Source organism: Aeromicrobium senzhongii, assembly GCF_014334735.1.
Lineage (GTDB): Bacteria > Actinomycetota > Actinomycetes > Propionibacteriales > Nocardioidaceae > Aeromicrobium > Aeromicrobium senzhongii.
Map to the genome: position 1 here is coordinate 2,131,815 of NZ_CP060587.1, position 25,545 is coordinate 2,157,359.

At 70.7% G+C, this 25,545-nt stretch carries 25 protein-coding genes; 15 read left to right on the forward strand and 10 right to left on the reverse strand.

What is annotated here, in order from left to right; translation table 11 throughout:
* The first annotated feature begins 29 nt into the window (after positions 1-29).
* Positions 30-824: an arsenite methyltransferase gene (arsM, locus tag H9L21_RS10585; protein ID WP_154596930.1), complete on the forward strand. Its 795-nt coding sequence runs from the start codon at positions 30-32 to the stop codon at positions 822-824.
* Between the two features lie 11 nt (positions 825-835).
* Here arsM and H9L21_RS10590 read toward each other — a convergent pair whose 3' ends face one another.
* Positions 836-2,962, reverse strand: coding sequence for a thiamine pyrophosphate-dependent enzyme (locus H9L21_RS10590; protein WP_154596929.1), 2,127 nt, complete (start codon positions 2,960-2,962; stop codon positions 836-838).
* Positions 2,962-3,693, reverse strand: a complete 732-nt coding sequence (locus H9L21_RS10595; RefSeq protein WP_154596928.1) for an MBL fold metallo-hydrolase — start codon at positions 3,691-3,693, stop codon at positions 2,962-2,964. Before H9L21_RS10595 ends, H9L21_RS10590 begins: the two co-directional genes overlap by 1 nt.
* A gap of 107 nt (positions 3,694-3,800) precedes the next feature.
* On the opposite strand from H9L21_RS10595, the gene H9L21_RS10600 reads away from it, so the two are divergent.
* The 4 genes from H9L21_RS10600 to H9L21_RS10615 all read left to right on the forward strand — a co-directional run bounded on the left by H9L21_RS10600 (position 3,801) and on the right by H9L21_RS10615 (position 9,177).
* Positions 3,801-4,247, forward strand: coding sequence for an OsmC family peroxiredoxin (locus H9L21_RS10600; protein ID WP_154596927.1), 447 nt, complete (start codon positions 3,801-3,803; stop codon positions 4,245-4,247).
* Positions 4,248-4,393: 146 nt separating this feature from the next.
* Positions 4,394-8,188, forward strand: coding sequence for a multifunctional oxoglutarate decarboxylase/oxoglutarate dehydrogenase thiamine pyrophosphate-binding subunit/dihydrolipoyllysine-residue succinyltransferase subunit (locus tag H9L21_RS10605; RefSeq protein ID WP_187411443.1), 3,795 nt, complete (start codon positions 4,394-4,396; stop codon positions 8,186-8,188).
* A 3-nt stretch (positions 8,189-8,191) separates the two neighbouring features.
* A complete protein-coding gene (locus H9L21_RS10610) occupies positions 8,192-8,365 on the forward strand; it encodes a DUF6104 family protein (RefSeq protein WP_154596926.1) in 174 nt (57 codons plus the stop codon).
* A 98-nt stretch (positions 8,366-8,463) separates the two neighbouring features.
* Complete coding sequence (locus H9L21_RS10615) at positions 8,464-9,177, forward strand: AAA family ATPase (protein ID WP_187411444.1); 714 nt, start codon at positions 8,464-8,466, stop codon at positions 9,175-9,177.
* 2 nt (positions 9,178-9,179) lie between these two features.
* On the opposite strand, the gene H9L21_RS10620 is transcribed toward H9L21_RS10615, so the two are convergent.
* From H9L21_RS10620 to H9L21_RS10630, 3 genes are all read right to left on the reverse strand, one after another.
* On the reverse strand, positions 9,180-10,148 hold the full coding sequence (locus H9L21_RS10620) for a zinc-binding dehydrogenase (protein WP_187411445.1): 969 nt from the start codon (positions 10,146-10,148) through the stop codon (positions 9,180-9,182).
* 93 nt (positions 10,149-10,241) lie between these two features.
* The gene (locus tag H9L21_RS10625; RefSeq protein ID WP_154596924.1) at positions 10,242-11,456 is read right to left on the reverse strand and encodes an NAD(P)-dependent malic enzyme; all 1,215 of its coding nucleotides are present in this window, start codon (positions 11,454-11,456) and stop codon (positions 10,242-10,244) included.
* Positions 11,457-11,571: 115 nt separating this feature from the next.
* On the reverse strand, positions 11,572-11,967 hold the full coding sequence (locus H9L21_RS10630) for a hypothetical protein (RefSeq protein WP_154596923.1): 396 nt from the start codon (positions 11,965-11,967) through the stop codon (positions 11,572-11,574).
* A 180-nt stretch (positions 11,968-12,147) separates the two neighbouring features.
* Here H9L21_RS10630 and H9L21_RS10635 point away from each other — a divergent pair, with 180 nt between their 5' ends.
* Complete coding sequence (locus H9L21_RS10635) at positions 12,148-12,399, forward strand: WhiB family transcriptional regulator (RefSeq protein ID WP_154596922.1); 252 nt, start codon at positions 12,148-12,150, stop codon at positions 12,397-12,399.
* Position 12,400: 1 nt separating this feature from the next.
* Here the strand turns inward: H9L21_RS10635 and H9L21_RS10640 are convergent, their stop codons facing one another.
* Entirely contained in the window at positions 12,401-13,798 is a 1,398-nt protein-coding gene (locus H9L21_RS10640; RefSeq protein ID WP_187411446.1) for a sensor histidine kinase, read from the reverse strand.
* 73 nt (positions 13,799-13,871) lie between these two features.
* Between H9L21_RS10640 and H9L21_RS10645 the strand changes: the two genes are divergently transcribed.
* The 3 genes from H9L21_RS10645 to H9L21_RS15640 are packed head-to-tail and all read left to right on the forward strand — an operon-like array spanning position 13,872 to position 16,096.
* The gene (locus H9L21_RS10645; protein ID WP_154596921.1) at positions 13,872-15,560 is read left to right on the forward strand and encodes an acetolactate synthase; all 1,689 of its coding nucleotides are present in this window, start codon (positions 13,872-13,874) and stop codon (positions 15,558-15,560) included.
* Between the two features lie 52 nt (positions 15,561-15,612).
* Positions 15,613-15,981 (forward strand): thioesterase family protein, encoded by a 369-nt coding sequence (locus H9L21_RS10650; protein ID WP_154596920.1) that lies wholly within the window; start codon positions 15,613-15,615, stop codon positions 15,979-15,981.
* Between the two features lie 40 nt (positions 15,982-16,021).
* Complete coding sequence (locus H9L21_RS15640; RefSeq protein WP_369797015.1) at positions 16,022-16,096, forward strand: 50S ribosomal protein bL37; 75 nt, start codon at positions 16,022-16,024, stop codon at positions 16,094-16,096.
* Between the two features lie 61 nt (positions 16,097-16,157).
* Here H9L21_RS15640 and rsrA read toward each other — a convergent pair whose 3' ends face one another.
* The 4 genes from rsrA to H9L21_RS10670 form a co-directional block, all read right to left on the reverse strand.
* Entirely contained in the window at positions 16,158-16,424 is a 267-nt protein-coding gene (gene rsrA, locus H9L21_RS10655) for a mycothiol system anti-sigma-R factor (protein ID WP_154596919.1), read from the reverse strand.
* Complete coding sequence (locus H9L21_RS10660; RefSeq protein ID WP_187411447.1) at positions 16,421-17,035, reverse strand: sigma-70 family RNA polymerase sigma factor; 615 nt, start codon at positions 17,033-17,035, stop codon at positions 16,421-16,423. Before H9L21_RS10660 ends, rsrA begins: the two co-directional genes overlap by 4 nt.
* Positions 17,036-17,119: 84 nt before the next feature.
* The gene (locus H9L21_RS10665) at positions 17,120-17,824 is read right to left on the reverse strand and encodes an SOS response-associated peptidase (RefSeq protein WP_154596917.1); all 705 of its coding nucleotides are present in this window, start codon (positions 17,822-17,824) and stop codon (positions 17,120-17,122) included.
* A gap of 84 nt (positions 17,825-17,908) precedes the next feature.
* Complete coding sequence (locus H9L21_RS10670; RefSeq protein ID WP_154596916.1) at positions 17,909-18,418, reverse strand: hypothetical protein; 510 nt, start codon at positions 18,416-18,418, stop codon at positions 17,909-17,911.
* 489 nt (positions 18,419-18,907) lie between these two features.
* Between H9L21_RS10670 and H9L21_RS10675 the strand changes: the two genes are divergently transcribed.
* The 6 genes from H9L21_RS10675 to H9L21_RS10700 all read left to right on the forward strand — a co-directional run bounded on the left by H9L21_RS10675 (position 18,908) and on the right by H9L21_RS10700 (position 25,521).
* The gene (locus H9L21_RS10675) at positions 18,908-21,322 is read left to right on the forward strand and encodes a sigma-70 family RNA polymerase sigma factor (RefSeq protein ID WP_154596915.1); all 2,415 of its coding nucleotides are present in this window, start codon (positions 18,908-18,910) and stop codon (positions 21,320-21,322) included.
* A gap of 43 nt (positions 21,323-21,365) precedes the next feature.
* A complete protein-coding gene (locus tag H9L21_RS10680) occupies positions 21,366-21,851 on the forward strand; it encodes a DoxX family protein (protein ID WP_154596914.1) in 486 nt (161 codons plus the stop codon).
* Entirely contained in the window at positions 21,848-23,107 is a 1,260-nt protein-coding gene (gene aroA, locus H9L21_RS10685) for a 3-phosphoshikimate 1-carboxyvinyltransferase (RefSeq protein ID WP_154596913.1), read from the forward strand. The genes H9L21_RS10680 and aroA overlap by 4 nt, the downstream gene beginning before the upstream one ends.
* The gene (rsgA, locus tag H9L21_RS10690; protein WP_187411448.1) at positions 23,104-24,081 is read left to right on the forward strand and encodes a ribosome small subunit-dependent GTPase A; all 978 of its coding nucleotides are present in this window, start codon (positions 23,104-23,106) and stop codon (positions 24,079-24,081) included. Before aroA ends, rsgA begins: the two co-directional genes overlap by 4 nt.
* A 34-nt stretch (positions 24,082-24,115) precedes the next feature.
* Positions 24,116-25,012 (forward strand): histidinol-phosphatase, encoded by an 897-nt coding sequence (hisN, locus tag H9L21_RS10695; protein WP_154596911.1) that lies wholly within the window; start codon positions 24,116-24,118, stop codon positions 25,010-25,012.
* A gap of 80 nt (positions 25,013-25,092) precedes the next feature.
* Positions 25,093-25,521, forward strand: a complete 429-nt coding sequence (locus H9L21_RS10700) for a CBS domain-containing protein (RefSeq protein ID WP_154596910.1) — start codon at positions 25,093-25,095, stop codon at positions 25,519-25,521.
* The last annotated feature ends 24 nt before the right edge of the window (positions 25,522-25,545 follow it).

Below are 25,545 nucleotides of genomic sequence, written 5' to 3' on the forward strand. Positions count from 1 at the left end.
CCATCGACGAACGTCAATATGGAGGAACGATGAGCACCGACGAGGAACTGGTCGAGCAGGTCCGGCAACGCTACGCGGCAGCGGCGGTCAGCGCCGGCTCCGGCGCGACCAACGCGTCGATCCTGGACCTCGCCGACGCCGGGGCGGGCGACTGTTGCTCCGGCGACAGCAGCGCCCCGACCGTCGGCGACGCCCGCTTCGGTGCCGATCTGTACGACCCGCAGGCCGCCGGCGACGTGCCGGCCGAGGCGCTCGCCGCGAGCCTGGGCTGCGGCAATCCCACCGCCGTGGCCGCCCTGCACCCCGGCGAGCGGGTCCTCGACCTCGGCTCCGGCGGCGGGATCGACGTCCTGCTCTCGGCCCGGCGCGTCGGCGAGACCGGCTTCGCCTACGGCGTCGACATGACCGACGAGATGCTCGACCTGGCGCGGGCGAACGCCGAGAAGGCCGGGGCGCGCAACGTCGAGTTCCTGCGCGGCACGATCGAGGACGTCCCGCTGCCGGACGGCTCGGTCGACGTCGTCATCTCCAACTGCGTGATCAACCTGTCGGTCGACAAGCCGAAGGTCATGGCCGAGATGTTCCGCGTGCTGACCCCCGGCGGACGCGTCGGCGTGTCCGACGTCGTCGCCGAGGACCACCTCAGCGTTGCCGAGCGCGCCGAGCGTGGCTCGCACGTCGGCTGCATCGCCGGTGCCCTCTCGCGCTCGGAGTACCTGGCGGCCCTGACGGCGGCCGGCTTCGTGGACGCCGAGGTCGAGTTCACCCACGAGGCCGTCCCGGGCATGCACGGGGCGATCGTCCGCGCGACCAAGCCCGCCTGACGCCGAGCGCGTCAGCGCAGCGGCGACCGCACGAGGTCCAGGGCCGCCTGGACGATCTCCTCCTCGCCGAGCAGCACCGTCTCGGCTGCGGGCCCGAGCGGGATGAAGCTGTCGGCGCTGGCGACCCGCGCGATCCGCCCGGGCTGCCGGGCGTCGACGAGCGCGCTGACGACACCCTCCCCCACCCCCGCGGAACGCCGGGTCTCGTCCACCACGAGCACGCGGTCGAACCCGCGACACACGTCCACGAGGGCCTCGACCGGCAAGGGGGCCAACCACCGCAGGTCGACGACCGTGACGGCGACGCCCCGGGCGCGCAGCTGCTCGGCCGCGCGCAGGCTCAGCCAGGTGCCGTTGCCGAAGGTCACGAGGACGGCGTCGCGGCCGTCGCCGTAGACGCCGACCTGCCCCGGCGGGATCACGGCGTCCGTCTCGGGTGCGGCGGTCCACAGGCCGTCGCCGTCCTCGTGCAGGTCGCGCGAGTGGTACCGCGCGATCGGCTCGAGGAACACGCACACCGTCCCCTGGCGCGCCAGCTCGTGACAGGCCCGCAGCAGGCCCGGCGCGTCCGAGGGGTGGCTGGGGACGGCCAGCACGAGCCCGGGGACGTCGCGCAGCACGGCGACCGAGTTGTCGTTGTGGAAGTGGCCGCCGAAGCCGCGCTGGTAGGCCAGTCCGGCGATGCGGACGACCATCCCGTTGCGGTACTGCCCGGCCGAGAAGAACGCCAGCGACGCCGCCTCGCCGCGCAACTGGTCCTCGGCGTTGTGCAGGTACGCCAGGTACTGGATCTCGGGGATCGGCAGGAAGCCGGCCAGCGCGGTGCCGAGCGCGGTGCCCAGGATCGTCTGCTCGTCCAGCAGGGTGTCGAACACGCGCTGGCCGCCGTAGCGCTTGCGCAGCCCGCGCGTCACGCCGTACACGCCACCCTTGACCGCCACGTCCTCGCCGAAGACGAGCGTGTCGGAGTGCTCCTCCAGCAGCTCGGCCAGCGTCGCGTTGATGGCTTGCGCCAGGGTGCGCCGGGGGCCCTCGGTCTCGCGCCCCGGCACCGGCGCCACGGCCGGCGTCGCCAGGGGCACCATCACCGCCGACCCGGACTCCAGGTGCGCCTCCCCGAGCACCTCCTCGGCCTGCTCCATCACCTGGTCACGCATCGCCTCGTACGTCGCGAGTGCCTCGGCACCGGTCAACGCCCCCGCGTCGACCAGCGCCTGCGCGGTCGCGACGAGCGGGTCCTGGGCGTAGTCGGCCTCGATCTGGCGACGGGTGCGGTAGGAGATCTCGGCGTCGGAGCCCGCGTGCCCCGAGAACCGCACGGTGCTCAGGTGCAGGACGCCCGGCCGGCGGCTCGACCGCACGGCGTCCAGGGCCTGGCGCGTGTGCTCCAGCAGGCCGATCGGATCGTCTCCGTCGGCCGTCCGGTACTCGATCCCCGGCAGCCGGTCCAGCATCGCTCCGGGCCAGCCGCGCGGGGATGCCGTGCTGATGCCGATGCGATTGTCCTCGCACACGAACAGCACCGGACACTGCAACCCTCGGTGGGCGAGGTAGGCCGCGGCGTTGAGGGCACCCACCGCGGTGGAGTGGTTCGCCGAGGCGTCGCCGAAGCTGCACAGCACGATCGCGTCCTCGGGCCAGGCGGTGTGCCGCCCCAGGGCGGGCGCGAAGCCCAGCCCCAGCCCGAGCCCGACCGAGCGCGGCAGGTGCGAGGCGATCGTCGACGTCTGCGGGATGATGCTGAGTCCGGGATGACCGAACACCTTGTGCCGGCCACCGGACATGGGATCGCTGCGGGCGCTGACCAGGCTCAGCAAGATCGCGCGGATCCCGTCCTCGCGCCCCGCCCTGGCCGACCGCGCCGCGTACAGACCGCCCGAGCGGTAGTGCAGCAGCGCGGGATCGGTGACCTCCGACAGCAGCCCCAGGGCCGCGTTGCTCTCGTGGCCGGCCGAGCCGATCGTGTAGAACCCCGCACCCCGGGCCTGCAACCAGCGGGCCGCGAAGTCGAGGTGACGGCTCTGCACCTGCGCGGCGAACAGGTCCTGCAGCGTCTGCGGGTCCCTCGCCCGCTCCGCCCCGGGCCGCGGCTCGAGCGCGGGGAGTGTCCGGACGACGTACTCGTCGATCGTCTCCATCAGGTGTCCAGCGCCTCGGCGACCGCACGAGCGATGGGCAGGTGCGCGACCGGTCCGTGCCCGGGCAGGACCAGGTCGGCGTCGAGACGGGCCAGCTCCGGCAGCGTGGCACGCAGTCGCGCGGTGTCGTGATGGAAGAACCCGTCGATGGCCTGCGGTCCCTCGACCGAGCTGAGCGAGTGACCCGTGACCAGGGCATCGCCGGTCACGACCACGCGCTGGGCCGGGAAGTGGAACGCCGTGTGGCCCGAGGTGTGACCCGGCAGGGAGATCGGGACCGGCGAGCGGGCGACGTGGAGCGGCTCCCCCGGGCGCACCGCCTCGGGGCGGTCGATCCGCGGATGCTGTGAGCCGCCCAGCCGCGCGATGGTGAGCGCCCAGCGCAGGACCCGCGGGCGCCAGGCCCGCACCAGCACGTCGCGCGTCGTGGCGCTCTCGATGCGCTCGCCGCGCAACATGGGCAGCTCGTCGGCGCCGGCCAGGACCCGCACGCCTCGCGCGGCGAGGGCGGGCATCGAGCCGGTGTGGTCGACGTGGTTGTGGGTCAGGACGAGCGCCTCGACCCGGTCCATGGTCGAGCCAGCCCGCCGGACGGACTCCTCCACGAGAGCCGCCTGGCCCGGGTAGCCGCAGTCGATCAACGCCGCGCGGTCCCCCTCGACGAGCACCACCCAGTTGACGACCTCGGTGCGGGCGAACCAGATCCCGTCGGCGACCTCAGTGACCTCCACGGCTCGAACCTAGGAGCGGACCGCGGCGCTGTCCACGGACGCGCCGTGCGGACGTCGCGATTCGTGGTTAGCGTCGTGAGGGAACCACCATCAACGCAGGAGGTCTCATGCCCACTCGTACCGCACGCACCGCCTGGGACGGCGGATTCGAGGACGGCTCCGGACAGGTCGAGCTGACCTCGTCGGGGCTCGGAACGTTCGAGATGTCGTTCCCCAAGCGCTCCTCCGAGGACGGAGGCGGCGCGACGAACCCCGAGGAGCTCATCGCCGCGGCCCACTCGTCCTGCTTCACCATGCAGCTGACCGCCCTGCTGGGCCGGGCCGGCGCGACCGTCCGCTCCGTCGAGACGTCGGCCGACGTGTCGCTCGCGCCCGACCCCGACGGCGGGTTCCGGATCAATCGCATCGCCCTGACCGTGCGCGCCGAGGCCGAGGGGATCGACGCCGAGAAGTTCGCGCAGGTCGCCCAGGAAGCCAAGGAGACCTGCCCCGTCAGCAAGGCCCTCGACGGCGTCGACGAGATGACGTTGGACGCCACTCTCGAGGCCGTCTGAGACCGTCGGGCGGACGTCCCGAGCCGCTCATCGACGGGTTGCACCACCTGACTGCGTGCGACTATGCGCGCGCGTTACCCTGTGATGAGTCCACCACCCGTGCGCCAGCACGCGAGCAACTTTCCCCGGAAGAGGCGATTCAGGCCGTGGCCGAGTCCTCCCCCGCGTCGACGACCGACGCTCCGCACCCCGACTTCGGAGCCAATGAATGGCTCGTCGAAGAGATGTACGACCAGTTCACCGCAGACCCGTCCTCGGTCGGCGATGAGTGGGCCGAGTTCTTCCGCAAGGGAGGATACGGCTCCGACGGCGAGTCGAACGGCGCCCGCTCGTCGAACGGCTCCTCGTCCGCCCAGAAGGGCACGAACGAGTCGTCCGAGACGAAGACCGGCGAGCCGGCACGCGAGCCCTCGGCCAAGCAGGCCGAGAAGCCGGCCACCCCGGCGGCCTCGCCGGCCGAGCACGCCGCCGACGACAAGAACCCACCGGCACCTGCCGAGGCTCCCTCCACGCCGAAGCCGGCCGCCAAGTCGCAGCCGAAGAAGACGGCGGCCAAGGAGCAGGCTCCCACCCAGCCCTCGGGCCCCGGCGAGGTCGAGAAGGTCGTGCTCAAGGGCGCGGCCGCCCGCACGGCGACCAACATGGACGCCAGCCTCACGGTGCCCACGGCCACCAGCGTCCGCTCAGTGCCGGTGAAGCTGCTGTTCGACCAGCGCGTCGTCATCAACAACCACCTCGCCCGCGCCCGCGGCGGCAAGGTCTCGTTCACGCACCTGATCGGCTTCGCGGTCGTCCAGGCGCTCAAGGCGATGCCCGAGATGAACACCGGCTTCGAGTACAACGAGAAGGGCAAGCCGGTCCAGCTCAACCCCGAGCAGGTCAACTTCGGCCTGGCCGTCGACGTGCAGAAGGCCGACGGCTCGCGCTCGCTCATGGTGCCCAACATCAAGGGCGCCGACCAGATGGACTTCGCCCAGTTCTGGCGCGGCTACGAGACGATCGTGCGCAAGGCGCGCGACAACAAGCTCGAGGTCAGCGACTTCCAGGGCACGACCGTCAGCCTGACCAACCCCGGTGGCATCGGCACCAACCACTCGGTGCCGCGCCTCATGGCCGGTCAGGGCCTCATCGTGGGCGTCGGCTCGATGGAGTACCCCGCCGAGTTCCAGGGCACCTCCGAGGACACCATCGCGCAGATGGCCGTCTCGAAGATGATGACGCTCACCTCGACGTACGACCACCGAGTCATCCAGGGTGCCACGTCGGGCGAGTTCCTGCGTCGCGTCCACCAGCTGCTGCTGGGCGCCGAGGGCTTCTACGACGACATCTTCCGTTCGCTGCGGATCCCCTACGAGCCCATCCGCTGGGCCAAGGACATCTCGGTCCGCCACGACGACGACGTCGACCGCCAGGCGCGCGTCCTCGAGCTGATCCACGCGTACCGGGTCCGCGGCCACCTCATGGCCGACACCAACCCGCTCGAGTACCGCCAGCGCACGCACCCCGACCTCGACATCGCGTCGCACGGCCTCACGCTGTGGGACCTCGACCGCGAGTTCCCGGTCGGCTCGTTCGGCAAGGCCTCGGGCAAGCGCTTCATGAAGCTGCGCGAGATCCTGGGCATCCTGCGTGACTCGTACGTGCGCACGATGGCCGTGGAGTACATGCACATCCAGGAGCCCGAGGAGCGCGCCTGGTTCCAGGAGCGCCTCGAGCGCCCGCACGTCAAGGAGCCCCGCGAGGAGCAGCTGCGCATCCTGCAGAAGCTCAACCAGGCCGAGGCCTTCGAGACGTTCCTGCAGACGAAGTTCGTCGGCCAGAAGCGCTTCAGCCTCGAGGGTGGCGAGACCGTCATCCCGCTGCTCGACGAGATCTGCGAGGGCGCGGCCGCCGACGGCCTCGAAGAGGTCTGCATCGGCATGGCCCACCGTGGCCGCCTCAACGTGCTGGTCAACATCGCCGGCAAGGACCCCGCGCAGGTGTTCCGCGAGTTCGAGGGCAACATCGACCCGCGCACCGTCCAGGGCTCCGGCGACGTCAAGTACCACCTGGGCGTCGACGGCGAGTACACCTCGGTCCACGGCGACAAGGTCAAGGTCTCGGTCGCGGCGAACCCGTCGCACCTCGAGGTCGTCGACCCGGTCCTGGAGGGCATCGCCCGTGCGAAGCAGGACGTGCTGAACCGTGGCGAGGAGTTCCCGGTCCTGCCGGTGCTCGTCCACGGTGACGCGGCGTTCGCCGGCCAGGGTGTCGTCGCCGAGACGCTGAACCTGTCCCAGCTGCGCGGCTACCGCACCGGCGGCACGGTCCACGTCATCGTCAACAACCAGGTCGGCTTCACCACCAGCCCGTCCTCGTCGCGCTCGTCGACGTACAGCACCGACGTCGCCCGGATGATCCAGGCGCCGATCTTCCACGTCAACGGCGACGACCCCGAGGCGTGCATCCGCGCGGCCCAGCTGGCCTACGAGTACCGCCGCACGTTCCACAAGGACGTCGTGATCGACCTCGTCTGCTACCGCCGCCGCGGTCACAACGAGGGCGACGACCCCAGCTTCACGCAGCCGCTGATGTACGACACGATCGAGAAGAAGAAGTCGGTGCGCAAGCTGTACACCGAGGCTCTCGTCGGTCGTGGCGACATCACGCTCGAGGAGGCCGAGGAGGCGCTCAAGGAGTACCAGAAGCTCCTCGAGCAGAACCTGGCCAAGGTCAAGCAGGCCCAGGACGACTCGGGTTACACGCGGACGCCGGACTACCCGGAGAAGCCGTACGACGACGACCTCGTCACCGCGGTCACGCCGGACACGCTCAAGGCGATCGCCGACGCGTACACGAACGTGCCCGACGGCTTCACGGTGCACCCGAAGGTGCTGCCGCAGCTGCAGCGTCGCGCCGCGTCGATCACGGCCGGCCCCATCGACTGGGGCACGGGCGAGATCATCGCGATGGGCTCGTTGCTGCTCGACGGCCGTCCCGTCCGCCTCGTCGGTCAGGACTCCCGCCGCGGCACGTTCACGACGCGCTTCGCGACGATCATCGATCGCCAGAACGGCGACGAGTGGACCCCGCTGCAGCACGTGGGCGAGGACCAGGCGTCGTTCTACGTCTACGACTCGCTGCTGAGCGAGTACGCTGCGCTCGGCTTCGAGTACGGCTACTCCGTGGCCCGTCCCGAGGCGCTGACGATGTGGGAGGCCCAGTTCGGCGACTTCGTCAACGGCGCCCAGTCGGTCATCGACGAGTACATCAGCTCGGGCGAGACCAAGTGGGGCCAGAAGTCCGGCGTCGTGCTGCTGCTGCCGCACGGCTACGAGGGCCAGGGGCCGGATCACTCGTCAGGCCGCATCGAGCGCTTCCTGACGCTCGCCGCCAACGACGAGATGACGATCGCGCAGCCCTCGACCTCCGCGTCGTACTTCCACCTGCTGCGTCGTCAGAACCTGCAGGCCCAGCACCGTCCGCTCATCGTCTTCACCCCGAAGTCGATGCTGCGCAACAAGCTGGCCGCCAGCCAGCCCGAGGACTTCACCCAGGGCACGTTCCGCCCGGTGATCGGTGACGACCAGGTCGATCCCCAGAAGGTCGAGCGCGTCATCTTGTGCTCGGGCAAGATCACCTGGGACCTGATGACCGAGCGCAAGCAGCGCGAGGGTGACAGCCCCCGCACGGCGATCGCTCGACTCGAGCAGCTCTACCCGCGTCCGCTGGAGGAGCTCAAGGCCGAGATCGCCAAGTACCCGAACGCGAAGCAGATCATCTGGGTCCAGGACGAGCCCGAGAACCAGGGCCCGTGGCCGCACGTCGCGCTGTACCTGCGCGACGAGCTGGGTCTGCCGATGTCGCGGGTCACCCGTCCGGAGTCCGGCGCGCCGTCGGTGGGCTCGCACTCGGTGCACGTCGCCGAGTTCAAGGACCTGATGAACCGCGCGTTCGCCTGAGCCGTGTACTTCACCGATCGAGGCATCGAGGAGCTGGCGGCCCGCCGGGGTGAGGAGGAGGTCTCCTTCTCCTGGCTGGCCGAGCAGTTCTCGATCTTCGTCGACCTGAACCCCGAGTTCGAGGTTCCCGTCGAGCGGCTGGCCACCTGGCTGGCCCGCCTCGACGACGAGGACTAGGTCGACACCAGACACGCTCGAAGGCCGCGCCCCGCGAGGGGCGCGGCCTTCGTCGTCCCTGCGGGCGGGACGTCGGTCATGGCCGCTACGGTGCTGCCGTGGACTTCGACCAACCGCCCGTCGTGCGGGTCACCGGCACCGAGCCGGACGACTGGTCCGCCTCGATTCCCGCCGTGCGCCAGTTGGTGCGTGACGGCCTCGACCTCGGCCCCGGGGTCACGTTCCTGGTCGGCGAGAACGGGTCCGGCAAGTCCACGCTCGTCGAGGCGGTCGCCGTCGCCTACGGATTGTCGCCCGAGGGCGGCTCGGCCTTCGGGCGCCACCAGACCCGCGAGACCGAGTCGTCCCTGTGGCAGCACCTGACGATCCAACGCGGGGTCGGCAGCGGCAGGTGGGGGTTCTTCCTGCGCGCCGAGACGATGCACGGCTGGTACTCCTACCTCGCGGACCATCCCGGCGGCAGTCCCCACGAGCCCGACTTCCACGCGATGAGCCACGGCGAGTCCTTCGTGGCGCTGCTGCAGCACCGCTTCGACACGGCAGGGTTCTACTGCCTGGACGAGCCGGAGGCCGCCCTGTCGTTCTCCAACACGCTCGCCCTCATGGCGACCCTCGACCAGATCACCCGCGACCGGGCCCAGGTCCTGTGCGCGACGCACTCCCCCGTCCTGGCCTCACTGCCCGGCGCGCGCATCCTCGAGGTCGGGGCGTGGGGCCGGCGCGAGACCGCCTGGGCGGATCTCGAGGTCGTGCACCACTGGCGCACGTTCCTCGACCGCCCCGACCGGTTCCTGCGACACCTGCTCGACTGAGCTCAGCGGGTGAGGACGATCTTGCCGAAGACGTCGCCGTCGAGGACGCGCTGCAGGCCGTCGGCGGCCTGCTCCATGGGGATCTCGGCGTCGATGAGGGGCTTGGTGCCCGTGACGGCCATGAACTCGGCGAGGCGGCGCAGTTCGTCGCGCGTGCCCATCGTCGAGCCGTGGACGCGCATCTGCTGGAAGAAGATCCGGGTCAACTCGGCGTGCGACGGCGCATCACCGGACGTGGCGCCGGCGATGACCAGCGTGCCGCCGGGGCGCATCGACTTGATGGAGTGCGACCAGGTGGCCGCGCCGACCGTCTCGATGACGGCGTCGACCTTGACCGGCAGGCGCTCACCGGAGTCGAAGACCTCGTGCGCACCGATCTCGAGGGCCCGCTGACGCTTCTGCTCGTCGCGACTGGTGGCGAACACGCGGAAGCCCGCGGCGCGGGCCAGGGTGATCGCGGCGGTGGCGACGCCGCCGCCCGCGCCCTGGACGAGCACCGCGTCGCCGGGGTTCAGGTCGGCCTGCGTGAACAGCATCCGGTAGGCCGTGAGCCACGCCGTGGGCAGGCAGGCGGCCTCGGCGAACGAGAGCCGCTCGGGCTTGGCGACGATGTTGCGCTTCGGGACGGCGACCTTGTCGGCGAAGGTGCCCTGGAAACGCTCCGACAGCAGCGAGCGGCGCGGGTCGAGCGTCTCGTCGCCGACCCAGTCGGGCGAGCTGATGACGGCGTGGACGAGGACCTCGTTGCCGTCCTCGTCGTAGCCCGCCGCGTCGCAGCCCAGGATCATCGGCAGCGACTCCTCACGCAGCCCGACGCCGCGCAGGCTCCAGACGTCGTGGTGGTTGATGGAGGCGGCCTTCACCGTCACCGTGGTCCAGCCGTCCGGCACCTCGGGTTCGGGCCGTTCGCCGACGACGAGTCCGTCCATCGGGTTCTTGGGGTCCATCGAGGCGGCGTAGACAGCGAACACTGGCGATCTCCTGGGTCGTGACGTCGTGACGAGCAACTACGCCTGCGACCCTAACCGGGTCGCCCGCTGCGCGCCCGGGAGGGGCGACGAGCGTCAGTAAGGGCGACGGGCGAGGCCGTCGCGGCGCGCGGTGTCCGTCACCGCGCGAGCGACCGCCTGCGAGACGCGAGGATCGAACGGCGACGGGATGATGTGCGTCTCGCTCAGCTCCTCGTCGTCGACCAGGTCTGCGATCGCGCGGGCCGCGGCCAGCTTCATCGACTCCGAGATCATCGTCGCCCGGACGTCGAGCGCGCCGCGGAAGATGCCCGGGAAGACCAGCACGTTGTTGAGCTGGTTCGGGAAGTCCGAGCGGCCGGTGGCCACGATGCGGGCATGGCGGTTCGCGACGTCGGGGTGGACCTCGGGGTTCGGGTTCGCCAGCGCGAAGATGATCGCGTCCGGAGCCATGGCCGCGACGGCCTCCTCCGGGATCGTCCCGCCGGAGACACCGATGAAGACGTCGGCGCCGTTCAGCGCATCGGAGACCGAGCCGGGACGCGCCCAGCCGGCCGTCTCCTCGGCCAGCCACTGCTTGACCTCGTTGAGGTCCTCACGCTCGGGGGTGATGACGCCCGTGCGGTCGACGACGCTGATCTTGCGGACGCCGGCCGAGCGGAGGATCTTGGTGATCGCGACGCCCGCGGCGCCGGCGCCGGAGATGACGACCTTGACCTCGTCGGGCTCGCGCTCGGTCAGGCGCAGGGCGTTGTAGAGGCCGGCCAGGACGACGACGGCGGTGCCGTGCTGGTCGTCGTGGAAGACGGGGATCTCGAGCCGCTCGATCAGTCGGCGCTCGATCTCGAAGCAGCGCGGGCTGGAGATGTCCTCCAGGTTGACGCCGCCGAACGTCGGCGCGAGACGCACGATCGTCTCGACGATCTCATCGGTGTCCGTGGTGTCGAGGGCGATCGGGATCGCGTCGACGCCACCGAACTGCTTGAACAAGATGGCCTTGCCCTCCATGACGGGCATGGCGGCCGCGGGGCCGATGTCGCCCAGGCCGAGCACGGCGGTGCCGTCGGTGATCACGGCGACGGTGTTGCCGACCCACGTGTACTGGTGGGCGACCTCCTTGTCGGCGGCGATCGCCTCACACACGCGGGCGACGCCCGGCGTGTACGCCAGCGACAGGTCCTCGGCATTGGCCACGGGAACCGTCGAGGCGACTTCCATCTTGCCGCCGCGGTGCAGGGCGAAAACAGGATCGTCGTGGTCGGTCAGCGTCATGAGCAGGTCGGATTCGATCGGATCGAGTTGGGTGGACATGGTTCCTCGCGCGGCGTGGACTACGGGTGCCGACGGCGCCGATCCGGCTGCCGTGGTGCGGTCTGAGGCCGCGGGTGAGGACGGGTGTGCCCCAGCGTCCAGTCTCGCACACGGGTCACTGCGACGGGTCGTCGCCCAGCGCCTTGCGGGCCGACCCGGTGGCGAGGCATCCGAGCACCACCACGGCCGAGGCGGCGATGGCGAGCGCGACCGCCCGGTTGTCCCCCGTGTTGGGGTCCGGGTTGCGCAACGACCACGCCAGCCCCAGACCGATCAACTGGGCCACGACCACCGGCCCCCGCGAGACCGGTGCGCCCCGCAGCAGCCCCACGGCGGCCGCCGCCAACCCCACGCCCACCAGCAGCAACATCACGCCGATGCCGATCCCCACGCCGACCCGTCCTTCGACCAGACCACCGAGGTCCAGGACCGCCAGAACGATGAAGACGCAGGCCTGGAGGCCGACGACGGTTGCGGCGATGACCAGTGGGTACGGGGAAGAAAGGCGCACGCACTCAGGCTACCGGGGTGAGATTTCAAGCATTTCGAACGATCGCCACATGTGAGATTTGCGACAGAATCGCCTGTGGCCAAGTGTTGTTATGTGAATGAAACCTTGGGAGACTGAAGTGAGTGGTGCGCCGCAGTGCGCACGTTCCCCCACTTTCTCGGCCCCTAAGGAGTCATCGGTATGGATTGGCGTCATCGTTCGGCCTGCCTGGACGAAGATCCCGAGCTGTTCTTCCCGATCGGCAACACGGGCCCGGCGATCCTCCAAGTGGAGGAAGCGAAGATGGTGTGCCGTCGTTGTGACGTGCGCGAACAGTGCCTGCAGTGGGCGCTCGAGTCCGGTCAGGACCACGGAGTCTGGGGCGGACTCAGCGAGGACGAGCGCCGCGCGCTCAAGCGTCGCAACGCCCGCGCCCGCATCCGCACGGCCTGATTCACGACAGCCCGATCGCGATCGTCACCGTCGTTCCGCCCGTCGGCGACGACTCGTACTCCAGCTCGCCCTTCAGCTCCCCCCGCACCAACGTCGACACGATCGACAGGCCCAGGCTCAGTGTCGGATCGAAGTCCTCGGGCAGGCCTCTGCCGTCGTCACTGACCCGCATCCGGATCCGACCCCGGATCCGGTTCACGGCCAAGGTCACCCGGCCACCCTCGGGCCCGAAGGCATGCTCGGCGGCGTTCTGCACGAGCTCGGTCAGCGCCATCGCCAACGGCGTCGCGATCTCGGCCGACACCAGGCCGAAGGAACCGACGCGCTCGGCCTTGACCACCCCTCCCCCGACGTCCAGCACGGTCCGCAGCAGGGTGTCCGCGATCGCGTCGAACTCGACCGACTCGTCGAACGACTGGCTCAACGTCTCGTGGACGAGAGCGATGGAGCCGACGCGGCGCTCGGCCTCCTGCAGCGCCTCGCGTGCCGCGGGGATGTCCATCCGCCGGCTCTGCAGCCGCAACAGGGCCGCCACCGTCTGCAGGTTGTTCTTCACGCGGTGGTGGATCTCGCGGATCGTCGCGTCCTTGCTGACCAGCTCGCGCTCGCGCAGCCGCAGCTCGGTCACGTCACGCAGCAGGATCAGTGAGCCGGTCGCCTTCCCCCCGCTGCGCAGCGGCATGATCCGCAGCAGCATCGAGGCGCCCGCGCTCTCGATCTCGGCCTCGGTCTCGCCGGAGCCGAACAGGGCCGCGAAGGGGCGGTCGGCGTCCGCGCCGATCAGCGCGGTGCTCAGCTCGATCAGGTCGGCGCCCTGCAGGTCGCCGACGTGGCCCAGTCGCCGGTAGGCCGACAACGCATTGGGGCTGGCGAAGGCGACCCGGCCGTCCACGTCCGTCCGCACGAAGCCGTCGCCGACGCGCAGGGAGTCGGCCAGTTCGGACGGCACCCCCGGCAGCGGGAACTCGCCGCGCTGGATCATCTCGAACAGCTCGTCGCTGGTGCGGCGGTACGCCGACTCCAGGGCGCCCGCCGGCCGCTGGTCGGTGGCAGGGCGACGCTTCTGGATCACGCCGATGCGCCGGCCGGCCCACATGACCGGCACGGCGGACTGGCGGATCGCGGTCCCGTCGGCTGCCGTCTCGTCCTTCAGCTCGGTGGCGTCCCGTGGCAGGAACGTGCCGACGACGTCCTCCAACAGGGTCGTCGGGCCCGTCGTGGGGCGGATCTGCGCCGCGGCCCACATGCCCTTGGCCTCGGCGTCGTCGACCCAGAGCACGAGGTCGCTGAACGACAGGTCGGCGACGATCTGCCAATCGGTCACGAGCAGCTGCAGTCGGTCGATCTGCGCGCTCGTCAGCGCGGTCTGCGCGTCGGCGATGTCTTCGAAGGAGGGCACGTCCCGAGCCTAGGGCGCGCCCGTTCCCGGACTCAGGCTCCCCCGGAAGCGACTCGCGGGTAACCTGCGTCACATGACCGACGATCACACTCCAGAAGCGGCCTTCCCGGAGCCGACCGGCCCTCACGGTGGCCACCACGCGCTCGACGTGGCGCGGGCTCACGGCGCCGAGGCGATGTTCACCCTCTCGGGCGCCCACATCTTCCCGATGTACGACGCCGCGGTGAAGTCCGAGCAGCCGATGCCGATCATCGACGTCCGCCACGAGCCCTCCGCCGTCTTCGCGGCCGAGGCCATCGGCAAGCTGACCCGCACCCCCGGCCTCGCCGTCCTGACGGCCGGTCCCGGTGTCACCAACGGCGTCAGCCCGGTGGCCCAGGCGTTCTTCTCCGGGTCCCCGCTCGTCGTGGTCGGCGGCCGCGCGGCCGCATCGACCTGGGGCACCGGCACCCTGCAGGAACTGGACCATCCGCCGATCTTCGAGACGATCACGAAGTACGCGACGACCGCCTCGACGCTGGCCGACATCGCGCCCGTCGTCGACCAGGCGTTCACGCTGGCCGGCTCGTCGCACCGCGGCCCCACGTTCGTGGACATCCCCATGGACGAGTTCTTCAACTCCGGGCCCGTGCAGCACACCTCCGCCGGGCCCGGCACCACCCGACTGGAGCCGGACCCCGAGGCCATCTCGAAGGTCGTGGGTCTGCTCGCCGGCGCCCAGCGCCCCGTCGTGATCCTGGGTACCGACGTGTGGTCCGACCACGCCGAGGAGGCCGCCCTGCGCTTCGTCGAGGAGACCGGCATCCCCGCCATCGCGAACGGCATGGGTCGCGGCATCGTGCCCGGCGGGCACGGCAACCTCGTGACGCGGGCCCGCTCCCGGGCGCTCGGCACGGCGGACCTCGTGGTGGTCGTCGGAACCCCCTTGGACTTCCGCCTGGGCTTCGGCCGCTTCGGCGGCAAGGACGGCGCCGCGCCGGCCGTGACGGTTCACGTGGCCGACTCCCCCGACCAGGTCTCGGCGCATGCGGCCTTGGGCGCCTCGGTCGCCGGAGACCTCAGCCTGGTGTTCGACGGCCTGCTGACCGGCCTGCAGGCGGGCGTCTCCAAGCCCGACTGGTCGCCGTGGCTGGCTGAGCTGCAGGACATCGTGGCCGCCGCGATCGAGCGCGACTCCGCCCTGCTGACGGCCGAGGCCGACCCGATCCACCCGGCGCGCATCTACGGCGAGCTGCTGCCGCGGCTGGCCGACGACGCGGTCGTCATCGGCGACGGTGGGGACTTCGTCTCCTTCGCGGGCAAGTTCGTCGAGCCCCAGCGGCCCGGCGGCTGGCTCGACCCCGGCCCGTACGGCTGCCTCGGTGCCGGACTCGGCGCCGCGATGGCCGCACGCATCGCCCGCCCGTCCAGCCAGGTCGTGCTGTTGATGGGCGACGGCGCCGCCGGCATGTCGATCATCGACATCGACACCCTGGTCCGCCACAACCTGCCCGTCGTGATCGTCGTGGGCAACAACTCGGCGTGGGGCCTGGAGAAGCCCCCGATGCAGATGCTCTACGGCTACGACGTGGCAGCGGACCTGGCGCCCAACACGCGGTACGACCAGGTGGCCCAGGCCTTGGGCGCGGGCGGCGAGTTCGTGACCGACCCGAAGGAGATCGGACCGGCCCTGGACCGTGCCTTCGCCTCGGGCGTGCCCTACCTCGTCAACGTCGCGACGGACGTCAACGCGCTGTACCCGCGCACCACGATGGGCGTCTGAGCGTCGCCGGTCTCGCGCCCACCGACGACGGTCACGCCGATAGGGTCGTCCGATGAGCGAAGCCCAGATCACCCACACCGTCGGACCGGAGCACACCGCGCGCGCCGTGGGCAGTGGCGACCTGGAGGTGCTCGGCACCCCCGTCGCCCTGGCCTGGCTCGAGGAGGCCACCTGTGCCGCGCTCGACCTCGAGGAGACCCAGACCAGCGTCGGCACCCGCGTCGAGCTGCAACACCTGGTGGCCAGCGCAGTCGGCGCCACGATCACGACGACCGCCTCGGTCTCGCACCGCGACGGGCGCATGGTCATCTTCGAGGTGGCTGCCCGAGACCAGAACGGCGTCCTGGTCGCCAGTGGTCAGGTGCGCCGCGTCGTGGTCGATCGCGAGCGGTTCCTGTCCCGGGTGCCAGGCGTCGACTGAGTATGGGAGACTTGATGGTCAGCTTTATTAGGAGGAGACCATGGGCAAGACCGGTCGCAAGCGTCGGGCACGCCGCAAGAAGGGCGCAAACCACGGCAAGCGCCCCAACGCGTGAATCGTGCCGAGAAGAACGAAACCCCATCCGCTCGGATGGGGTTTCGTCGTTCCTGGGTGCGTCAGGGCAAGGTCTCGGTGCGAATCTCGACCTGCACCGAGCGGATCCGGTAGAGCACCTTGTCGCGCAGCGGCGGCGGTGCGGTCTCGGTGCATGAACGCCCCACCAGAGACTTCACGATCTCCTCGAGGTGGTACTCGGTGAGGCAGTTGGAGCAGTCGTCCAGATGGGTCTGGATCTCGTCGCAGCTGGCGCCGTCGAGCTCGTGGTCGAGGAAGTTGTAGAGATTCCTCAGAGCCTTCTCGCAGTCGGGTCCGTCGCAGCTCATGAGGCGTCACCTCCCGTCGGAACCTTCATACCTCGCTCGCGGGCGTAATCCGTGAGCAGCTCACGCAACTGACGGCGTCCGCGGTGCAGTCGCGACATCACGGTGCCGATCGGCGTGTCCATGATCTCGGCGATCTCCTTGTAGGGGAACCCCTCGACGTCGGCGAGGTACACCGCGAAGCGGAAGTCCTCGGGCAGCTTCTGCAGGGCGTCCTTGACGTCGGAGTCGGGCAACCGCTCGAGAGCCTCCATCTCGGCCGACTTCATGCCGGTCGAGCTGTGCGCCGCGGCCGCCGCGATCTGCCAGTCCTCGATCTCGTCGGTGACCTGCTGCGGCTGGCGCTGCTTCTTGCGGTAGTGGTTGATGTACGTGTTCGTCAGGATCCGGTACAGCCACGCCTTCAGGTTCGTGCCGGGCTTGAACTGGTGGAAGGCGCTGAACGCCTTCGCGTACGCCTCCTGCACCAGGTCCTCGGCGTCCTGGGGGTTGCGGGTCATCCGCAACGCGGCGGAGTAGAGCTGGTCGAGGAAGGGAAGGGCGTCGGCCTCGAATCGGGCCTGGCGCGCCTCCGCGGTCTCGGTCGAGGGGTCCACGACGGTGTCGTCAGTCATCGTCTCCCAGCCTACTGTGGCCGGTCGTACGGGGCATGCGAGCATTCGATCCTCCTGTGAGGTCAAACCGTCGTGGCGCCCCGGCTATTCCCCGAGCGGCAGCGGCTCGACGAGCTCGGGACCGTTGTTGCGCACGTTGTTGACCGCGGTCGAGACCGGCCAGGCGCGCAGTTCGCCCGGCGTGGCGGGCACCAGGTGCTCGAGCGCGTCGGGCCACGGCTCGGCCGCCAGCCAGCGGCTCGCGATCTCGCCGTCGACGATCAGGGGCGCACGATCGTGGATGCGGCCGTCCTCGCCCTCGGCCGACGTCGTGAGGATCGTGTAGGTCAGCAGCCACTGGCCTTGCGGGTCCTTCCAGAACTCGTAGAGCCCGGCCAGGCCCAGTCCGCCCTCCGCGCTCATGAAGAAGGGCTGCTTCGGCGGCCGCTTGCCGTCCGCGCCGGCCTCGGGCTGGTACCACTCGTAGAACCCGTCCGCGGGCACGATGGCCCGACGCTTCGCGAAGGCCTTGCGGAACGACGGCTTGTCCGCGACGGTCTCGCTGCGCGCGTTGATCAGCTTGTTGCCGATGGAGGGGTCCTTCGCCCAGGACGGCACCAGGCCCCACTTGGCGGTCACCAGCTCACGCCGGAAGCCCTCGTCCTTCGTCCGGCCCACGACCAACGGCGCCAGCTTGGTCGGGGCGAGGTTGAAGTCCGGTCCGGTGTCGGTGAACAGGTCGCCGACCTCGGCCTCGAAGTCGTCGACCAGGTTCGCCGGGGTCCGCGAGGTCGCGTAACGGCCGCACATGCGGCCATCGTAGGCACCCGCGGTGCCCACCGGACCGATCCGGCGGGTTCCGCCACACCCGAGATGGTGGCGGATCCCGCCGGCTCACCCGGTGAGTGCGTCGACCACCCAGGTCACGTCCTGTGCGTCAGCAGGCAGCATCTCGAGCCACACCCGTGGAGGCGGCGACTCGAACGTGCGGCGCAGCAGGATCGTGACGAGGTTCATCGTCGGCTGGTCCAACCGGTCTCGGTCGGCCACGACGCAGAACCTTCGGGGGGTCAGGTGGGCGATCACCTCGTCGCCGGGGAAGACGGTGCGCAGGGCGACGCTCACGTCGACCGCGTGCAACGTCGACTCCAGCGCGTGACCGGACTGCCGGTGCAGTTCGACCACGAGGAGACCGTGTCGATCCGAGACCGTCGTGCCGTCCCGGATCGCGCCGCGGTACAGCGCGTCCAGGCTGTGACGCAGGTGCGCCACGGTCGACAGTTGGGTCAGCGGATCCTCACAGGACGTCTCGAGTTGCAGCCCTCGAGACGTCTCGGCCCACGCCACGGCGACCCCGCGGACCATCGCGAACGATGGCTCGAGGCCGTCGAAGGCCCTCTCCACGCGGTCCAGGACCTCGTGAAGTGGAACCCCCAGGGACGCTGCACTCGCTCCCACCTCGTGTGCAACGTCCACCGCGTCCACCCGGCCGGCACGGACTGCCGAGTCGAGTTCGAGATAGTTCACGTCGTCGTACGGGTTCATCCGTGCCTCCTCTCGCAAGCCGGGCGGAATCGCCGTGTCACATGGAGGAGACGCGAGCCACGTTGCCCCATGACGCGATTTTTCGCAGCATAATTCGGACATTCGCCTCACTTCTGCGGGCCCCTGCCCGCTCGACCCCGCTGCGCCGACGTCGCGTAACTGGCAGTTCAGACCGTCGCCCCGGGGCGAATGATCACCCGAAGTGGTCCCGATGAGCCACGACAAGGCAGGGACAGCAGCGGCGAGAGCCCCCTAGACTGACACCGAGGTTCACCGTGGCCGCACACGGTGACCGCATGACCGGGCGAGAGGGGGCAGGCCGTGTCAGTTGACGCACGCACTGCTCCCATGGGCGATGAGCGCAGCGACGCCGACCTGTTGAGCGCCGTCCGCGCCGGCGATCAGGCGGCGTACGGCGAGCTCTACGGCCGCCACCAGGTGGCTGCCATGCGACTCGCGCGTCAGCTGATGCGCGGACCCGACGCGGACGACCTCGTCGCCGAGGCGTTCACGAAGGTCCTCGTCACGATCCAGAAGGGCGGCGGCCCCGAGGAGTCCTTCCGCGCCTACCTGCTGACCGCCGTGCGGCGTCTGCACGTCGATCGCATCCGTGCCGTCACCCGCGAGCGTCCGACCGACGACCAGTTCGAACTCGACGGCCGCGTCGACTTCGTCGACACCGCCGAGCTGGGTTTCGAGCGCACGACGACGGCCGAGGCCTTCGCCTCCCTGCCCGAGCGCTGGCAGATGGTGCTGTGGCACCTCGACGTCGAGGGCCAGAAGCCCGCGGACATCGCGCCGATGCTCGGCATGAGCGCGAACAGCGTCTCGGCCCTGGCGTACCGCGCCCGCGAGGGCTTGCGTCAGGCGTACCTGCAGAAGCACCTGGTCCCCGCGACCACGCCGGAGTGCCAGTTCGCGATCGGCAACCTCGGCGCCTTCGTCCGTGGCGGACTGTCGCGCCGCGACTCCGGCAAGGTCCAGCGTCACATCGACGAGTGCCGGGGCTGCATGGGCCTGTACCTGGAGCTGCAGGACTTCAACCACGGCCTCGCCGGGATCCTGGCCCCCGCGATCCTCGGCACGGCCGCGTCGGGATACCTGCAGGCAACGGGCGGATCGGGTGTGCTGGCCGGCGCCGCGGGCGCCCTGCGCCAGGGCGGTGGATCCGCCGGTGGCGGTGCCGGTGCCGCCGGCGGCTCGACGTCGGGCGTCATGGGCGTCCTGGGCACCATCGGTCCTGCGGGGATCGCCGCCGGCGCCGCGGCCAGTGTCGTCCTGATCGCCGGAGCGGCAGCGCTGATCTCGGTCGACTCGCCCCCGGCCCTCGAGACCACCACCCAGGCCTCGCGGCCCGGGTTGTCCACGCTTCCTGGCGAGGGTCCGTTCGACCCCGCTCCCCCGGTCGTCGGACCCGTCCTGGACCCCGACGTGTGGCAGGACGCCCCCGACGGCTCCGACGAGTCGCAGGACTCACCACCGGACGACACGCCACCGGACCAGACCATGCCGCAGGAGCCGTTCCCGGACGTGGAGTTCCCGCTGCCGACGGACGAGCCCACCGCCGGGCACGACGATCCCGCGCCACAGCCCACCGACCCCGCGTCGCAGCCGACCAACGAGCCGACGCCGGAACCGACCACGATCCCGACGCCGGACCCGACCACCGAGCCGACCAACGAGCCGAGCACGGAACCGACTGAGGAACCCACGACGGAACCGACTGAGGAACCCACGACGGAACCGACTGAGGAACCCACCAGCCCGGCGACCTCGGACCCCACCGACGAGCCCACCAGCCCGCCGACGACGGACCCGACCACCGAGCCCACCAGCCCGCCGACCTCGGAGCCCACACCGGACCCGACCACCGAGCCGACCACGGAGCCGACCACCGAGCCGACGACGGACCCGACGACGGAGCCCACCACGTCGCCGACCTCGGACCCGACGCCTGAGCCGACGACCATCCCCACGCCCGAGCCGACCACGGAACCGACGACTCAGCCCACCAGCGAGCCGACGACGGAACCCACCACGGAACCGACCACCGAGCCGACGACTCAGCCCACCAGCGAGCCGACGACGGAACCGACCACGGAACCGACGACAGCGCCCACGACGGAACCGACCACGCAACCCACCACGGAACCGACCACCGAGCCGACCACGCAGCCCACCACGGAACCGACCACCGAGCCGACGACGGAGCCGACCACGGAACCGACGACAGCGCCCACGACGGAACCGACCACCGAGCCGACGACAGCGCCCACGACGGAACCGACCACGCAACCCACCACCGAGCCGACCACGGAACCGACCACCGAGCCGACGACGCAACCCACCACCGAGCCGACCACGGAACCGACCACCGAGCCGACGACTGAGCCGACGACGGACCCGACCACCGAGCCGACGCCGAGCCCTGTCGACTCCTCGGTCTCGGGCCTGGCGCGGGTGGGCTTCTTCTCGGTGAACCTCGACTTCCGCGTCGGACGCGGTGCCGTGGCGGGACAGCGGGTCGTCGTCCGAGTCGACTTCACCGGCGGACTTCCCGACGTCGAGCTCGTCACCGGGTGGACGAAGGGCTGGGACTGCGAGCGCGCGTCCGCCTTCAGCGCGCAGATCACCTGCACCCACCAGGTCTCCGCCGACCGCTCGGTCCCCAGCCTGCGACTCGGCACCCTGACGCCGTTCCCCACGGGCACGTTCACGGTCACGAGCGCCGGGGACAGCATGTGGGGCGCCTTCGGGAGTTGAGCGTCGCCTCGGCACCGACGCCGTCCTGCGGCATGATGAACCCATGACTCTCCTGCGTGTGGTGGCCCGTCCGATGTTGGCGACGATGTTCATCTCCGGCGGGGTGATGGCGTTGCGCAAGCCCGACGCGCTGGCCGCGAAGACGCAGCCGGTCGCCGACGTCCTGCGCAAGGTGGCGCCCCAGGCCCACCTGTCGGCCAAGAACCTCGTCCGTCTGAACGCGCTCGTCCACATCACGGCCGGCGGGACGCTGGCCACCGGCCGGCTGCCGCGGACGTCCGCCCTCGTCCTGGCGGCCACCATGCCCGCCACGACCGTCACGGGTCACCCCTTCTGGAACGAGACCGACCCCGTGGCCAAGCGGAACCAGTTCACGCACTTCATGAAGAACGTCTCGCTGACGGGTGGCCTGCTGCTGTCGACGCTCGACCCCGAGCCGCACAAGCCGTGGCTGGGCTCGCGTGCCGCTCGTCGCGCCGTCGCGGCCAAGGACACCGTCGTCGACCAGATCAGCGACTTGCGAGGATGACCGACTGGCGTGCCCCGCGGGTGGCAGGCGCGGTCCACTCCGACGTCCTGCTCCCCGGCTCGAAGTCCCAGACCAACCGGGCACTCGTCCTGGCCGCGATCTCCGACGGCCCCAGCGTCGTCAGACTCCCCCTGGTCGCCCGCGACACCGAGCTCATGGCCTCGGCCCTGGTGTCCCTCGGCGCGCGGATCGACCGCGGCGAGGACCGGTGGACGGTCGAGCCGATCACTCCCGTCGAGTCGGCGACGGTCGACTGCGGTCTCGCCGGCACCGTCATGCGCTTCGTCCCGCCGGTCGCCGCGCTCGGCACGGGACCCGTGCGCTTCGACGGTGACCCCCGGGCCCGCGAGCGGCCCATGGGCACCACGATCTCCAGCCTGCGCGACCTGGGCGTGCAGATCGACGACGACGGCCGCTCGACCCTGCCCTTCACCGTGCACGGCGCCGGCGAGGTCCGCGGCGGGCCGCTGACCGTCGACGCCTCGGCCTCGAGCCAGTTCGTGTCCGCCCTGCTGCTGGTCGCCCCGCGCTTCCGCGAAGGCCTGGACCTGCGGCACGAGGGTGGGTCGCTGCCCTCGTTGCCCCACGTCGCCATGACAGTCACCGAGCTGCGCCGCCGCGGGATCGTCGTCGACGAGTCCCCCGGTCGGTGGCAGGTCCATCCGGGCCCCGTCAAGGCGCTGGACGTCACCATCGAGCCCGATCTGTCCAACGCCGGCCCCTTCGTCGCCGCCGCCCTGGCGACCGCGGGCCGCGTCCGGGTGCGCCACTGGCCCGAGCAGACCGACCAGGCCGGTGACGCCTGGCGCGACCTCGCCGCGGCCTTCGGCGGCACGGCCGCACGCGACGGGGACGACCTGGTCTTCACCGGACCGGACCGGCTGCGCGGTGTCCAGCTCGACCTGCACGACGTCGGCGAGCTCACTCCGGTGGTGGCCGCGCTGGCCGCCCTGGCGGACACCCCCAGCACCCTGACCGGCATCGCCCACCTGCGCGGCCACGAGACCGACCGGCTCGCGGCCCTGGCCACCGAGATCAACCGGCTCGGCGGCCGGGTCGAGGAGCGGGAGGACGGACTCGTGATCTCGCCCGCTCCGTTGCACGGCGGCTCCTTCGCCACCTACGAGGACCACCGCATGGCGCACGCCGGGGCGGTCATCGGACTGCGCGTCGACGACGTCACGGTCGAGAACATCGGCACCACGGCCAAGACCTACCCGGGCTTCGCCGACGACTGGATGCGAGCGGTGTCGTGAGGGACGAGCACGACCAGTACGAGCGGCCCCGTCGCCGCACCCGGCCCCGCACGAAGGACCGGCCGGACTACTCCGACGCCGTCGTGGCCATCGTCACCACCGTCGACCGCGGTCGCTACACGCTGCTGCTCGAGGACGGCACCGTCGTCACCGCGATGAAGTCGCGTCCCCTGGGGCGCCAGGGCGTCGTCGTGGGCGACGAGGTCCGCATCGTCGGCGACGTGTCCGGCGCACCGGGCAGCCTCGCGCGCATCGTGGAGGTGCTCGAGCGGCGGACCGTGCTGCGGCGCAGCGCCGACGACGACGATCCGATCGAGCGCGTCGTCGTGGCCAACGCCGACCAGCTGGTGATCGTCACCGCGCTGGCCGACCCGCCCCCGCGTCCGGGTCTGATCGATCGCTGCCTGGTGGCGGCGTACGACGCGGGCATGGACCCCGCCGTGTGCCTGACCAAGGCAGACCTGGCACCGGCCGAGGACGTCGTGGCGCAGCTCGCGCCGCTGGACGTGCGCATCGTGACCACCCGCCTCGACGGCGACCTCGACGACCTGCGCGACCTGCTGCGCGACCGCACCAGCGTGTTGATCGGCCACAGTGGCGTGGGCAAGTCCACGCTCGTCAACGCCCTCGTCCCGGACGCACACCGCACGACCAGCCACGTCAACGTGGTCACCGGCCGCGGCCGGCACACCTCGACCTCGGCGATGATCCTGCAGCTGCCCTTCGGGGGCCGGATCGTCGACACCCCCGGGTTCCGCTCCTTCGGGCTCGCGCACGTCGACATCGAGCGGATCCTGCGCGCCTTCGCGGACCTGAACACCGCCGCACGGGACTGCCCGCGTGGTTGCACGCACCTGGCCGAGGAGCCCGAGTGCGCCCTGGACACGGCCGCTGCGAACGGCGAGATCGACCCGGCGCGCCTCCAGTCGTTCCGCCGGATCATGGCCAGTCGCTCGCTCGCCGACGAGTACTGACCGGGACGCGGGCGCCAGACCGTAGGCTGACCCCATGGCCAACCCGTACCTCGACGACCTGCGACTGGCCCACGTCCTGGCCGACTCCGCGGACAACCTCAGCATGGACCGCTTCGGCGCCCTCGACCTCGAGGTCTCGACGAAGCCGGACATGACGTACGTGACGGAGTCCGACCGTGCCGTCGAAGACGCGATCCGGCGCACGCTGAAGACCTCGCGCGGGCGCGACATCGTGCTGGGCGAGGAGTCCGGCGAGATCGAGGGGACGTCCGAGAACGCCGAACGGCGCTGGATCGTCGATCCGATCGACGGCACCTCCAACTTCGTCCGTGGCGTCCCGGTGTGGGCCACCCTGATCGCCCTCGAGGAGGCCGGCGAGATCGTCGTCGGCTGCGTCTCGGCGCCGGCCCTCGGCCGCCGCTGGTGGGCGATGAAGGGCGACGGCGCGCACACCGGCAAGTCCTTCCGCCAGACCCGCCCCATCCACGTGTCGGCCGTGCGCGAGCTGACCGCCGCGTCGATGTCGTACTCCTCGGCGCCCAGCTGGGACCAGATCAACCGCCAGGGCGAGTTCGACGCGCTGCTGCGCCAGTGCTGGCGCACCCGGGCCTACGGCGACTTCTGGTCGTACATGCTCGTGGCCGAGGGCGCGGTCGACATCGCCGCCGAGCCCGAGCTCAACCTGTGGGACATGGCTGCGCTCGACATCATCGTGCGCGAGGCCGGCGGCCAGTTCACGAGCCTGGCCGGCGAGCCCGGACCGTGGGGTGCCAACGCCATCGCGACCAACGGCCGGCTGCACGACGCGGTCATGGCGTACCTGGGTCACTTCCCCGACCACGACTCGGTGTGGGCGGACGAGTCGGGCGACTCCGCCGACGAGCCCGTCGCCGACAACGTCACGCGCCTGCGCTTCAACCGCGACGACTGACGACTGAGTCCCACCCGCGAGACGGGCCCTGCGCTTCGGCTGTGATCAGAGTTACACTGCCGAGCAACCTAGGAGGCCACATGCGCGTACGCGACGTCCTCACTGCCAAGGGCAGTGCCACCGTCCTGACCATCTCGCCCGATGCCACGGTGGACGAGTTGCTGGACATGCTCGCCGAGCACAACATCGGCGCCCTGGTGGTCAGCACCGACGGCCGCTCGATGGGCGGGATCGTCTCCGAGCGCGACGTCGTTCGCAAGCTGCGAGGGCTCGAGAACCCGCGCTCGGCCACGGTCTCGCAGATCATGACCACCGACGTCCGCGTGTGCGGGCCCGAGGACTCCTTCGGCTCGTTGATGAGCACGATGACCGACCACCGGGTGCGGCACGTGCCGGTGCTCGAGAACGACGAGGTCGTCGGGCTCCTCAGCATCGGGGACGCCGTGAAGTTCCGGATGGACCAGCTGGAGTTCGAGCGCGACCAGCTCTCGAACTACGTGCAGGGCTGAGTCCGGCCCCCGCCCCACCGAGGT

Excerpts from the sequence above, each read along its gene's own strand:
- H9L21_RS10660 (WP_187411447.1), bottom strand. The coding sequence starts at position 17,035 with ATGACTGACGACACCGTCGTGGACCCCTCGACCGAGACCGCGGAGGCG.
- rsrA (WP_154596919.1), bottom strand. The coding sequence starts at position 16,424 with ATGAGCTGCGACGGACCCGACTGCGAGAAGGCTCTGAGGAATCTCTAC.
- H9L21_RS10665 (WP_154596917.1), bottom strand. The coding sequence starts at position 17,824 with ATGTGCGGCCGTTACGCGACCTCGCGGACCCCGGCGAACCTGGTCGAC.
- H9L21_RS10680 (WP_154596914.1), top strand. The coding sequence starts at position 21,366 with ATGACTCTCCTGCGTGTGGTGGCCCGTCCGATGTTGGCGACGATGTTC.
- H9L21_RS10650 (WP_154596920.1), top strand. The coding sequence starts at position 15,613 with ATGAGCGAAGCCCAGATCACCCACACCGTCGGACCGGAGCACACCGCG.
- H9L21_RS10590 (WP_154596929.1), bottom strand. The coding sequence starts at position 2,962 with ATGGAGACGATCGACGAGTACGTCGTCCGGACACTCCCCGCGCTCGAG.
- aroA (WP_154596913.1), top strand. The coding sequence starts at position 21,848 with ATGACCGACTGGCGTGCCCCGCGGGTGGCAGGCGCGGTCCACTCCGAC.
- arsM (WP_154596930.1), top strand. The coding sequence starts at position 30 with ATGAGCACCGACGAGGAACTGGTCGAGCAGGTCCGGCAACGCTACGCG.
- H9L21_RS10675 (WP_154596915.1), top strand. The coding sequence starts at position 18,908 with ATGGGCGATGAGCGCAGCGACGCCGACCTGTTGAGCGCCGTCCGCGCC.
- H9L21_RS10645 (WP_154596921.1), top strand. The coding sequence starts at position 13,872 with ATGACCGACGATCACACTCCAGAAGCGGCCTTCCCGGAGCCGACCGGC.
- hisN (WP_154596911.1), top strand. The coding sequence starts at position 24,116 with ATGGCCAACCCGTACCTCGACGACCTGCGACTGGCCCACGTCCTGGCC.
- H9L21_RS10625 (WP_154596924.1), bottom strand. The coding sequence starts at position 11,456 with ATGTCCACCCAACTCGATCCGATCGAATCCGACCTGCTCATGACGCTG.
- H9L21_RS10600 (WP_154596927.1), top strand. The coding sequence starts at position 3,801 with ATGCCCACTCGTACCGCACGCACCGCCTGGGACGGCGGATTCGAGGAC.
- H9L21_RS10635 (WP_154596922.1), top strand. The coding sequence starts at position 12,148 with ATGGATTGGCGTCATCGTTCGGCCTGCCTGGACGAAGATCCCGAGCTG.
- H9L21_RS10700 (WP_154596910.1), top strand. The coding sequence starts at position 25,093 with ATGCGCGTACGCGACGTCCTCACTGCCAAGGGCAGTGCCACCGTCCTG.